Annotated in this window: 11 protein-coding genes and 1 pseudogene; 6 read left to right on the top strand and 6 right to left on the bottom strand. The window is 46.9% G+C overall.

Translation table 11 applies throughout. The annotated features are described in order from the left end of the window. Positions 1 to 74 precede the first annotated feature (74 nt). Positions 75 to 347 (bottom strand): annotated as a pseudogene (locus WH37_RS23095) (MarR family winged helix-turn-helix transcriptional regulator); the annotation flags it as partial. Between the two features lie 175 nt (positions 348 to 522). Between WH37_RS23095 and WH37_RS23090 the strand changes: the two are divergent. Both WH37_RS23090 and WH37_RS23085 read left to right on the top strand, forming a co-directional pair. Then, a complete protein-coding gene (locus tag WH37_RS23090) occupies positions 523 to 834 on the top strand; it encodes an ArsR/SmtB family transcription factor (protein WP_046232997.1) in 312 nt (103 codons plus the stop codon). Positions 835 to 940: 106 nt separating this feature from the next. Next, on the top strand, positions 941 to 2128 hold the full coding sequence (locus tag WH37_RS23085; RefSeq protein ID WP_046232996.1) for an MFS transporter: 1188 nt from the start codon (positions 941 to 943) through the stop codon (positions 2126 to 2128). A gap of 402 nt (positions 2129 to 2530) precedes the next feature. Here the strand turns inward: WH37_RS23085 and WH37_RS23080 are convergent, their stop codons facing one another. The 5 genes from WH37_RS23080 to WH37_RS23060 form a co-directional block, all read right to left on the bottom strand. Next, on the bottom strand, positions 2531 to 3610 hold the full coding sequence (locus tag WH37_RS23080; protein WP_046232995.1) for a CHAP domain-containing protein: 1080 nt from the start codon (positions 3608 to 3610) through the stop codon (positions 2531 to 2533). A 141-nt stretch (positions 3611 to 3751) separates the two neighbouring features. Then, positions 3752 to 4180: an L-fucose mutarotase gene (fucU, locus tag WH37_RS23075; protein WP_046232994.1), complete on the bottom strand. Its 429-nt coding sequence runs from the start codon at positions 4178 to 4180 to the stop codon at positions 3752 to 3754. A gap of 28 nt (positions 4181 to 4208) precedes the next feature. Further along, positions 4209 to 5735 carry a rhamnulokinase gene (locus tag WH37_RS23070; protein WP_046232993.1) on the bottom strand — a complete coding sequence of 509 codons (1527 nt, stop codon included), beginning with the start codon at positions 5733 to 5735 and terminating at the stop codon, positions 4209 to 4211. A 38-nt stretch (positions 5736 to 5773) separates the two neighbouring features. Further along, positions 5774 to 6433 carry a class II aldolase/adducin family protein gene (locus WH37_RS23065; protein WP_046232992.1) on the bottom strand — a complete coding sequence of 220 codons (660 nt, stop codon included), beginning with the start codon at positions 6431 to 6433 and terminating at the stop codon, positions 5774 to 5776. Between the two features lie 80 nt (positions 6434 to 6513). Then, positions 6514 to 8304, bottom strand: coding sequence for an L-fucose isomerase (locus WH37_RS23060; protein ID WP_046232991.1), 1791 nt, complete (start codon positions 8302 to 8304; stop codon positions 6514 to 6516). A 166-nt stretch (positions 8305 to 8470) separates the two neighbouring features. Between WH37_RS23060 and WH37_RS23055 the strand changes: the two genes are divergently transcribed. The 4 genes from WH37_RS23055 (at position 8471) to WH37_RS23040 (ending at position 12560) form a co-directional block, all read left to right on the top strand. Further along, a complete protein-coding gene (locus tag WH37_RS23055; RefSeq protein ID WP_046232990.1) occupies positions 8471 to 9481 on the top strand; it encodes a LacI family DNA-binding transcriptional regulator in 1011 nt (336 codons plus the stop codon). Positions 9482 to 9834: 353 nt separating this feature from the next. Beyond that, entirely contained in the window at positions 9835 to 10518 is a 684-nt protein-coding gene (locus WH37_RS23050; protein ID WP_046233093.1) for a response regulator transcription factor, read from the top strand. Next, the gene (locus WH37_RS23045) at positions 10519 to 11520 is read left to right on the top strand and encodes a sensor histidine kinase (RefSeq protein ID WP_046232989.1); all 1002 of its coding nucleotides are present in this window, start codon (positions 10519 to 10521) and stop codon (positions 11518 to 11520) included. A 101-nt stretch (positions 11521 to 11621) separates the two neighbouring features. Continuing rightward, on the top strand, positions 11622 to 12560 hold the full coding sequence (locus tag WH37_RS23040) for a VanZ family protein (protein WP_046232988.1): 939 nt from the start codon (positions 11622 to 11624) through the stop codon (positions 12558 to 12560). Positions 12561 to 12581: the final 21 nt, after the last annotated feature.

The raw sequence follows: 12581 nt of genomic DNA, 5'->3' as shown, positions 1-12581 counted from the left end.
GTCCTAGACAGCCGCTGGTTTGTTGAACTAATGTTCTACGTTAGAGTTCAATGTTGGGTAGATCTTTTCCTCTACTATAAGCGTTCATTAATTTTAATCAACATTTCCTTTAAGATTTGCTTCTCCTCCTCGGTAAGGACTTGAACGATTTCTTCCTCCACCTTTTGGAATAAGTCTTGAAAGTCTTCAATCAGTTCAATCGCTTTTGGCAATACGTATATATTTTTTTGCCGTTCATTATTGGTCGGGATTTTACGCTCGATGAACCCTTTTTGCTCTAGACCTTGAAGCATGCTTGTAATGCTGGCCCCACGTAGATGAAACCGATCTGCAAGGTCCTTTTGAATACGGTTACATCGGAAGCATCATCACAACCGACTGGTTCGCAGCCTTCGACAACGTGACTAGGACAATTACTTAGCCACTGAGCGTCCGATTCGAGCCTTTCATCACCTATTCGTCGGAACTGAAATTATTGCATATAAGAATTGACATATCTATATAATTAGATATAATGATGCTATGGAAACCATGATGATCTTTAAAGCTTTGTCTAATGACACCCGCGTGAAAATTTTGGAATGGTTAAAAAAGCCGGATGAAAATTTTGGACCGCAATTGTATTTACCATCGGATGCTGACTTTAAAGGAGGGATTTGTGTAGGAAGCATTCAGGAAAAAACGGGATTGGCACAATCGGTGATTTCCAGCTATTTAATGATCATGAAGAAAGCTGAACTTTTAGAATCAAGGCGATTTGGACAGTGGACCTATTATCGGAGAAATGAAGAAACCATTCGTAAATTTGCCGACTATATCAAGAATAAAATGTAGGTAGCCACAATTATAGGGTTACCTGCTCATTTTTTGATTCTATATATCTATAATTATAGATATATAGAAATAAGGAAAAATATTGTGTTATAAGGAGAAAAGAATCATGAACAGAATCAGTCCACTATTTTTTATTGCACTAGGTATATTTGGCATTATAAATACCGAACTTGGTGTAGTCGGAATTTTGCCAATGGTCATGGAGAAGTATAACGTTACCGCAGGACTAGCTGGAATGCTTGTTAGTTCGTTTGCACTTATTATTGCCCTTTTTGGTCCATGGATGACGCTGTTGCTGTCAAGATTAAATCGTAAAACTACATTGATTGGCATTCTGATTATTTTTGCCGCTTCCAATTTGATGTCAGTTTTTGCTCCGAATTTTTATATGCTTATGGCTCTCCGAATGATTCCAGCTTTCTTTCATCCGGTTTATTTCTCCATTGCTTTTGTACTAGCCACTGAATTATCAGTAAAGGAGGAAGCCGCGAAGGCGAGTGCAAAGGTATTTCTTGGGGTAAGCATGGGCATGGTGCTCGGAATCCCGCTTACTTCCTACATTGCCAATCAATTTTCACTTGGTACCTCATTTTTATTTTCTACCCTTGTGAATGTCATTGCGTGTGTTGGAATAGGAGTAATGGTTCCAGCCATGTCGGGAAAGGAGAAAACCTCTTTTGGAAGACAGCTTGCGATATTACGAAAACCCGCTTTATGGTTAAATAGCGGTGCTGCTTGCTTCATATTTGCTGCTATGTTTTCTGTATATAGTTATTTTGCGGAATATTTAGGACAGAGGTCTGACATGAGTGGGAAACTTATTAGCGTGATGCTTGTGATTTTCGGAATTAGCGGTGTGGCAGGAAATTGGTATGCTGGAAAGCTATTAAGCCATCGTATGTTGAAAACAGTGCTGCTTTATCCTATCGCTTTAGGAATATGCTATTTACTTCTTTATTATGTGGAAACACCCCTTATTCTCATAAGTGGGATTATCATTGTGTGGGGAGCTGTTCATACGAGTGGACTTATTGTAAGTCAAATTTGGCTGACATCGGAAGCTTCAGAAGCCCCAGAATTTGCTAACAGTTTATATGTGTCTTTTTCAAACTTAGGCGTCACGATGGGTGCGGCTATAGGTGGTTGGTTTATATCACGATTGGGAGTAGGAGAAGTCGTTTGGAGCGGTTTACTTTTTGTAGTATTGTCCCTTTTGTGTATCGTCGTAAAAATAATGTATTTTGGCTTAAATGCTAAGCCAAATGTGAAATCTATGGTTACGGAAGAAGATTGACGGAACTCGTTTCTTTAGTCACACCTAAAGAGGATGGCAAGTAGTGCGGGAAGTGTACAACTTATGTGGAAATTCACCTAATACACCCAAAATGAATTTTATTAACACCAATACCGTGCAGTTTAGCTCAACTGGCAGAGAGCCTTATTGGGAACGATGAAGTCTTTAAACTCTTATATGGATCAAACTAGTTCACTTGGGAATGAGCTTCCCAACCAAAGGAGCCAATAGACAATTACCTGTTCGCTCCTTTGGTGAGTTCCGCTTTACCACTATTTGTGATACGGTTCTCCGCACTGTCTGTAACGACAAGTTTTAGAGCCATCCTTCACGGGATGGCTCTTTATTTGGAATATTGAACTTAACTATTTGTTGAATAACTAAATGACCCTACATTTCAAATTAACGGATAGGCTTATATTCCCCATCGAAATTAAAACAATAACCGTTGTCTATACGGATATATCCGAAAATACAATGGTCTCTATCCCTATATAAAACACCAGAGCAGTTTTTATTGTCTTGGTTACCTTCTGCAACCAAAATTCTGTCGTCCTCACAAGCTATAACAATTCCTATATGATCGTGAGAGTGATCGCTTAAAAGCTTCTCAAAAATAACGATATCCCCACGTTCTGGATTAAATCCATCTTGTTTATCACGATAGAAAAACCCCGTTTCAGGCAATTGTGCCCAATCCAACCATGCGCCAACCCCAGCTAATCGATACATGCGATTCGGATATCGAATTGGCAGTCTTATTCCCACCGCCATACAGCAGTAGTAAACGAATGCAGCGCACCAATTCCCTTCTAGCACTTTATAGATATCAGTGTCCGGCCAATACTTGCAAATTTCCCGGTAGCGTTCATCTTCCGGAATGCCAATAATATTTTGCCCTGCAAAAATTTCTGAAAAATCTGCCAGCCTAAGACGTCTGTCTTCCGCATTAATCTCCATCGTTTCCGTGTCGACGTTAGATTCCGTCCCTGCATACTCATTAGGAATCCCCAATTCAATAAATACATTTTGCAGTCTATGTATAACCGCCTTGGATGAATAGTTACCAGTATTCTGAAAGTACATCTGCAATAAAATAGCATCTTTAATCATTTCCTCGTATGGGTCCTGCGTTCGATGTATAGCTTCTTGATAAAAGATCGATCGAAGAATGACCTGCTGCTCTTCGTCAGAAAAGAGTTGCGTGCTCCGCAGTATAGGTCTTACCGCATCTGCACTGTTTGGACCAGGGAAGTCTTTAATTCCGGTTTTATACAAATAATAACCGTGAAGCAACCCGGCTACCCCGGCAATATCCGGATCTTGTCCTCTTCTCATAGCAAGCATCGAAGCGAAATTTGATACCCCGTAAAGATGTACTCCGGTTTTCTTTTTATAGAGAGTCTCCCCTGTATGTAAGAGCATTTCTTGAACAAGACCACGAACACTTTCAATCCGCTTAACCTTCTTCTCTCCAATCATAATTTCGCCCCCTGCCCTTCAACTATGCTGACTCAAGAAAGATAATTGGCCATTCATCATTAATTATAGCTAATTTCCCAACAAAAAAACGGCTCAGAATGTAACGAAACATTCCCTTGCCGTTTTTAACGTTTGAATAGGCTATTTAATAACGCCTTTTTTCAAAATAATATTCGCATACAGCGCCTGCTCGCCAGTTGCAACAATCGCATAAGCCTTCTTCGCCCGCTCATAAAAAGCAAAGCGTTCCACTTCCTCCGGTTTCTCGCGAACGGGCGTATGCTGCTCAATGATGAGCTGATACTGCCCCCAGATTGGCGTCTGTACCGTATCGCCAGGAACAACCTGCATGAGCGCCGCCGGACGCTCCACATATTGGTCCAGCGGAAACAGCGGCAATATCGCTTCCAGCAGCTCAGGAATGCCGTGGCCGTCTGCCCGGACAACGCGCTGCGCGTGACTCATGACGGGGAAATTGCCGTCGGCCAGCACGATTTCGTCGCTGTGGCCCATTTCCATTAATATTTTAAGAAGCTCAGGTGAAATCAATTTGGATATGCCATGCAACACCTTAAACACTCCCTTAGTAGGATTAAAATTAAGACTTCACCTGCAAAGCCGCTAACCGCAGATAAGCTTCGTAAGCCTGCCCCCATACTTCCCTGTCCGTTGGCGCGGGCCCCTCATAGGTGACCACCTCAAACGATGCCGCCGACAGCTGCCGTGCCTCCTGCAAATCCGCACATTCCCCTTGGGCGATGAGCTGAACGAGCATATTGCCGATTGCGCTCGCTTCGACCGGGCCTGCCCATACCGAGCGCCCAATCGCATTTGCTGTAAAGCGGCATAGGAGCCGGTTCTGTATACCGCCGCCAACCATATGCAGGCCGGAATATACCTCCCCGGTTAGCTGCTCCATCTGCTCTAGCGCATAACGATATTTCAGCGCCAAGCTTTCGAGAATGCATCTCGCGATTTCGCCCCGAGACTGCGGTACAGGCTGACCTGTCTCCTCGCAATATTGCTGTACATTCCGAATCATGCCGGACGGGCTGTAAAAACGCAGATCATCCGGATGAATCAGGCTGCGGAAAGGCTCTGCCTGCTCCGCTTCAGCCGCAAGCTGCGCGAATGACAGCTCTTGTCCTTGCGATTCCCATTCGCGATGGCATTCCTGCAAAATCCACAGGCCCATAATATTTTTGAGCAGCTGATAGGTCCCGCCGACTCCGCCTTCATTGGAAAAATCGAGCGCCATCGCTTCTGGCGTAAGCAGCGGACGCGCAAGCTCGGTGCCAAGCAGCGACCATGTACCGCACACCAAATAGGCAAACGCCCCTTCTCCTGCCGGCACAGCAGCAACCGCCGATTCTGTATCATGCGTGCCTACGGCAATCGCTTCGATCGGCGGCACATCCAGTTCCCCGCATACTTCCGATGTAAGCGGCCCAATGCGTGAGCCCGGATGAATAGGTTCCAGAAACAGCTTCGCTGGAATGCCTAGCTGCTGCATGAGCGGCTCATTCCACTGCTGCCGCTCTGGATGAAACAGCTGCGTCGTAGTCGCCATCGTAAATTCGCACACCTTCTTGCCCGTCAAAAAATAAACGAGCAAATCCGGTGTCAGCAGCAGCGTCTCGGCGGCCGCCAGCTTGGGCGAGCCTGCCTTGCTCATCGCATACAGCTGATAAATCGTATTAAAGGGCATGAACTGGAGCCCGCCCTGCTGGTATTGCTCCTCGCGGCTCAGCAGCTGCTCCACCTCTTCGATCAAACCTTCCGTCTGCGGGTCGCGGTAATGATACGGATTGCCCAGCAGCTCGCCATGCGAATCCAGCAGGCCAAAGTCCACTCCCCATGTATCCACGCCAAAGGTGGAGGGATGATAGCCCTGTTGGAACGCTTTGCGAATGGCAACCTTCATCTCCTGCAGCAGTCGCAAAATATCCCAGTGCAGATGCTGTCCTACTTGTACCGCATAGTTTGGAAAACGATGAAGCTCGGTCACCTCGAGCTTGCGTCCGCCCTCTGCATTCGCAGCTAGCTTGCCGATTAACGCCCTGCCGCTGCTCGCGCCGAGATCAAAGGCAAGCACAGTCGCCGCCGTTTTCGCTGCATTTGCCATCCCTGCATTCCTCCTTTGCTTGCGGATTCACCACAAAGCTACTGCATTTTTTGCAGCAGCTGGATGCGGTATGCCTCGCTCTCCAGCGATGCGATTTCTTCAAATTCTTCTTTCGTCAGCACTTTTGGCTCCTTGATGGCTTTGGCGATCAGGAAGATTTTTGCGCTTTCCTCTACAACTTCCGTCCGGTAGTAGGCTTCACGCAGGTTGCGCCCTGTCGTTACGAGTCCATGATTGCCTAGCAAAATCGAGCTCGCAGCATTCACTTTCTCAACAAGCGCATCAGCGAGCTTATCTGTAGTAGGCAGTACATACGGAATATACACCGTCTTGCCTACAAGCGCTGCCTGATCGGGGAACATAATCGGCAGCTCCTGCTCCACAAGTGTAAAGGCGATGCAATAAGGCGGGTGCGTATGCACGATGGCCCCGATATTCGGGTTCGCACGATAAGCATATAGATGCATCAGCACCTCGGACGATGGACGGAAGCCCGTATCCGTTACGGCTCCAGTCTCAATATCGACCTCTACCCACTGCTCCGGCTCAATTTCATCAAGTGCAAAACCGCTTGGGGAAAGATACATTTTGCCCTCATGCTTCGCACTAATGTTGCCGCCTGGACCAACCACCAAACGGTTCGCGACCGTCTTTTTTGCGTATTTACATAGTTCCTCTCTAATTTCCAAGCTGCTCATTTCTCTCTTCCTCCTCCATCCTATTGAACCCATGAAGCTGCCGCCCCAAATAATCGGAACGGCAGCTTGTTTAATTCTTATTATTTATATAACGGCCCGAAGTTGTCGCATGCGCGGTAATCTGCGCTTTCCGCATTGCTCGTACCGAATAGGCCCCAAGCGCGTGGACGGAATAGCTTTTCCTCTGCCACATTGTGCATATTAACTGGAATACGCAGCATCGAAGCAAGCGTTATTAAATCTGCGCCAATATGCCCGTAGCTGATAGAGCCATGATTCGCGCCCCATTGGTCCATAACTTCATAAACGCTGCGGAATGCACCGCTGCCTGTCAAAATCGGAGCAAACCACGTTGTTGGCCAGGTCGGATCTGTCCGTTTGTCGAGCACATCATGAACGCCTTCTGGCAGATCAACCGAATAACCTTCGGCAATTTGCAGAACGGGGCCAATGCCCTTCACCAAATTGATCCGGGACATCGTCATCGGCATGCCGCCGCGTGTCAAATAGTCGGAGGAATAGCCGCCGCCGCGGAAATACTCGACCGATGCCGGACGCCACGAGGTTGCTTTTAGGCAGGCATCTGCCTCCTGCTCAGAAATTTCCCAATGCGGCTTCAAAGCCGGCTTGCCATCCAGCTGCTGCTCGCCTGTTCCGTCAAGCGTCGCTGAACCGGAGTTGATCAGGTGCAAAATGCCGCCCGCTGCATGGCCTTCCAGCTTATGTCCCGTTACGCGTTCAACCGAATCAGGACTCCAATACGTCCGAACATCGGCAAAAATTTGCGCCGTATTCGTCAGCAAATTACCGAACAGCATCGCTACGCCGTTCAAGCTGTCATTTTCCGTTGCTACCGTGTAAGGTGCACGAATGCCGTTCCAGTCGAACGAGGAGTTAAGCAGCGTTTCCATGAAATCGCCGTTTGGAAAATGATCCGTCCATTGGCGCTGCCCCTGGAAGCCGGATACGATCGCATTGTGACCCATCGCCTCTTCCCCGAAGCCAAGCTCTGCAAGACGCGGGTTGCCGACCATCAGATCACGGGCAATCATCGTCATTTTCACAACGGTTTCCCAATCCTTGTCCTTCTGCTCTCTGGAGGTCTGGATTTGCGCCGGATTGTTGTCTGCGCCTTCTGGGCAGTTTTCCTTCACCCATGCAAGCGCGCGGGCAAATTCTTCACCATCGTAAATTTGCTCTTCGAAGCGGCGAACGAACTCCGACATGTCCACATACTCGGTACGCATGCCCAAATATTCCTGGAAAAAAGCATCGTTCACGATCGAGCCCGCGATTCCCATCGATACGGAGCCCATCGACAAATACGATTTGCCACGCATGTAAGCTACAACAAGACCCGCTTTCGCGAAGCCCAGCAGCTTGCCCTTCACGTCTTCAGGAATGCTCGTATCACCGGAGTCCTGTACTTCTTCGCCATAAATGCCGAATGCCGGAAGGCCCTTCTGTGCATAGCCGGACAGTACAGCAGCCAAATATACGGCACCTGGACGTTCTGTGCCGTTAAAGCCCCATACCGCTTTCGGAATGGACGGGTCCATATCCATCGTCTCGGTGCCATAACACCAGCATGGCGTTACCGTGATAGACACGCCTACGCGCTCGCGGGAAAATTTCTCCGCGCAAGCTGCCGCTTCCGCTACACCACCGATACAGCTGTCCGCAATGACGCATTCAACCGGCTCGCCGTTCGGATAACGCAAATGCTCGCCAATGAGCGCTGCTACCGATTTTGCCATATTCATCGTCTGTTCTTCGAGCGATTCGCGAACGCCCTTACGGCGTCCATCGATCGTAGGACGAATACCTATTTTAGGGAAACCGCTTTCAAAACGATGCTTTTCTTGTGTCACTACTATCCCTCCAATATAAAATAAATTGCATAACCAGCTGATTGCGTTAGTATAGAGTTACCGATAACTCTAATTTATCAAGCTTGAGGGTTGCTGTCAATGGCTCTCTTTTGTAAGATGGTAGAATACAAAACGATTGGGATGTAATAGATAAGGAGCAAGCCGCATGGTTACGATTTACGATATCGCTCAGCGATCCGGGGTTTCGGCGATGACCGTATCGCGAGTTATCAATAACACAGGCAGAATAAGCGACAAGACGCGGGCAAAGGTAAAGAAAGTGATGGAGGAAATGCACTATGTGCCGAACCAGATGGCGAGAAGCCTGGTGCTCCAGCATACCCGCTTGCTGTTTTTGCTTATTGCCGATATTACGAATCCGTTTTATACGACACTGTCACGGGGAGCAGAGGATGCCGCTACGAAAAATGGCTACAAGCTGCTGTTCGGCAACAGCGATGAAAATTTGGAGAAGGAATCGGATTACATCCATACGATTTTGACAACGCGGGTTGACGGCGTGATGATGGCACCGACTGGCGACCCTTCCCTGCCCAATCTGGAGTCGCTGCTCCAGCATCAGACTCCGTTCGTGCTTATTGACCGCGAAGTACCAGGTGTTGAATGCGACATCGTCCTTGGGGACAGCAAGGAAGGAGCCCGCCAGCTCGTTGATCATCTTGTGGAGCAGGGGCATACGCGGATTATGATGGTCAACGGCTCGCTATCCAGTTCAAGCGCCCGCCTTCGCTTGCAAGGCTACAGAGAAGCACTTCAGCTCAATGGACTGAAATATGAGCCTGAATATTTATTCGAGACCAGCTTTGGCCCGCAAAATGATCTTTCTGCCATGAATGCCTGGATCGACAGCATAAACCCGCTTCCGACCGCTATCATTGCGGGAAACAACGTCATTGCCATTGAGCTGATCCGCCTGCTCCAGCAGCGCGGCCTGCGTATTCCAGACGATATTTCCATCGTATGCTTTGACGATTTTGGCCCCTATGCGGACATTAATCCGTTTATGACCGTTGTCGCCCAGCAAGCCTACCAGTTCGGTTATCTCGGCATGCAAATGCTCATCGACCGCATTCAGAGTGGCAGCGCCTCCGGGCCGTGGCGGAAAGTCGTGCTGCCTGCGGAGCTTATCGTAAGAAGCTCCGTCAAGCAGCTTTAACATGGTCATTGGAGGGCAATGAGAGCATATAGAAAAAAAGGCCAACCAGAAATCTCTGGTTGACCTAATCAATTGAACTATATTTCTTAACCACTGCTACACTAGCTAGTTCAATGAAAGATGATTTAGATCCTAGTCTGTGTATGCAAACGTAAGCGATCCAGAGCCTGATCGATTTTAGCTGTAAGGAGAAAATAAAGTTCTAGACTGAGAAAATAAAGTATTAGACTGACGATGCTTCATTAAGCTAACGGGTAGGAGGTTTAAGATCAATCTCGGTGAACCATACCATAAATGACGGCGAAATTTTTTTGAATAATAAATTTAAATCCAATCGTAAGGATGATCTGCATATGAAAATTTTATTAGTCGAAGATGATAAAACGATCGCATCGGGTCTGGAATATTCGCTGCAGCAAGATGGTTTTCCGACCGTTCTCTGCCATGATGTCGCCTCAGCCCAAAAGGTGCTCGCCGAAGACATCGATCAGTTCGCTTTATGCTTGTTCGATTTACAGCTTCCGGACGGAAGCGGCTATGAATTGTGTAAGATGGTGAAAGAGCGACGAGACATTCCGGTTATCTTCTTAACGGTGATCGACGATGAGGTCAATGTCGTGATGGGGCTTGACATGGGAGCCGACGATTATATTACAAAGCCTTTTCGAGTTCGTGAACTGCTCTCCCGGATCAAGTCCGTCTTGCGGAGATACCAGAAGCCGTCCTACACCAGAGCGATCATAGACATCGACAATGTCCGAATCAATACGCTGGAAGGCAAAGTGTATAAAAACGGCGCTGAAATTTGGTTGACCGCATTAGAGTATCGCTTATTGCTGATCTTTGGTAGCCACATTGGACAGGTTCTCACAAGGAATCAGCTTCTAGAGCAAATCTGGGACGTGGCCGGCGACTTCGTGAACGACAATACGTTAACGGTTTATATCAAAAGGCTGAGAGAAAAGCTGGAGGATGATCCAGGGAACCCGATTTTGATCAAAACGATACGCGGTTTAGGCTATAAGGTCGGTGAATAGATGCTGCGTAATCGAGAAATTCAGATTTTATTGCTCATCATGGGCTCGATTAGCTTAACGGCGATCGTTGTCGCTGCTTTCATTTCGTCTGTCGCGGCGGCGTTCGTTACCATTCTATCCATTCTGCTTATTGGTAGCAGTTTATTATTCACGAGATGGAGATATCACGAGCTAGAGAAGCTGTCCGTCTATTTGCGGGAAATTAGCAACGGCAATGATTCCCTTGACGTTCGCGATAATCAAGAAGGCGAGTTAAGTATTTTAAAGAATGATATTTATAAAGTGACGCTCATGCTATCGGAGCACCGATCGTTATTGCACCGGGACAAAATTCAACTGACGGATGCCATATCCGATATATCGCATCAGCTCAAAACGCCGCTCACCTCCATGACGGTGATGGCCGATTTGTTAAGCGCCCCTGACCTGCCTCCTGCCAAAAGAACGGAGTTCACCCATCATATTCGCATTCAGCTTGAACGCATCGATTGGCTTGTTTCATCCTTATTAAAGCTATCGAAAATTGACGCGAAGACCATCCAATTCAAAAAAGATCGTATACTCATGAAAAACCTTATCCAAAAGGCATTAGAACCGGTTATGATTCCGATGGATATTAAGGGACAAACGGTTTCCATCACGGGCGATGACGACGTCTCTTTTGTCGGCGATTTCAATTGGACTGCCGAAGCGGTCATCAATATTTTGAAAAACGGCCTGGAGCACACGCATGAAGGCGGAGCAATCGCCATCAGATTTTCCGAAAACGCGTTATTTACGGAAATCGTCATTGCTGACAACGGAAAAGGCATTCCGAAAGAAGATCTGCCTTATATTTTCAAACGTTTTTACAAAGGAAAGAACGCCGGCGAAGGGAGCATCGGCATAGGACTTGCGATGGCTCACAGCATCATTGCCAGCCAGAACGGAGTGATCGATGTGACGAGCGACAGCGAGAAGGGTACGCAGTTTCGGATTAAATTTTATAAGCAAGTGATTTAGCGGCACTCCGTAAGTGACTGAATTGTCACCTCCATCGTCACTTGAAAGTCATTTTAGACAGATAAAATGATATTCATCAGATGAACGATGGAGGTAAGACAATGCATTTGAAGCAACAGCGTAAGATTATTTTTGCAATCACGATATTCTATACCCTTTTGATTCTTTATTTTTTGTTTTTCGCTTTCGGCAGAGTAGGTAAGGTAGATCAAATCACCGAGTACACCTTTATTTTTTTGCCGGATAGCTTTTTTAGGCTGCCAGGTCTATCCGATCTTCTACATCCTACGCTGATGGATTTTGTGGATTTCGCGAACATCGCAGCCTTCATCCCTTTTGGTATATTGATTCCGTTGTTATATCGAACCAACTTTGTTCGCTTCATGACTTTGTTCATCCTGTCCATTCTCGTGCTGGAGACTATTCAGGCACTAACTTTCCTCGGCAGCTTTGACATTAACGACGTCATACAGAACTCATTGGGTGCAGCCGTCGGATTCGGGGCGTACAAACTTGGCTTTCGTACAAAAAACAACTGGAGAAATACTGCTACTATGGGTATTTCCAGTGTTGTCTTGATGCTCGGGGTGTGGGGGGTCTTCGGGATGCTTGACCAAGTGTTCACCAAAGAACTTGGCCCCTTTGTGGCGATAAACGAATTGAAGGATAGTACCGGGAATCCATTAACGGGAACCAAACGGTCCAGTCTTAAGATGGGCGGTCAAGACGTGGAACCCAAATATAATGTGTATAGCATTGAAGGTAAAAAGAAGGAAACGTACACGTATACGTTAGGCAATAAAGAGGAGTTGTATTTCTCCTTAAATTATGGAATTCCCGATCAAAAGGATTTCCAAGGCAGCATCAAGCTTACCGTCGATGGACATGAGTTCCTGTCCGCATCTGCAGAAGATCAACGCCATGAGCCGGATATGACCGAAATTTTCCTCCCACAGGCAAATGAGCTTACGATAACCATTGAGGGAAATGAAACCCTATGGGATGTTGGATTTAGAGAGATGATATATTTCTGGAACTGAGCATCAAGGGAAGGAGGTATG

Source organism: Paenibacillus algorifonticola (genome assembly GCF_000971975.1).
In the GTDB taxonomy this organism is placed as follows: domain Bacteria; phylum Bacillota; class Bacilli; order Paenibacillales; family Paenibacillaceae; genus Pristimantibacillus; species Pristimantibacillus algorifonticola.
Note: the sequence above shows the minus strand (reverse complement) of the source record. Positions and strands in the feature narration are given on the sequence as shown.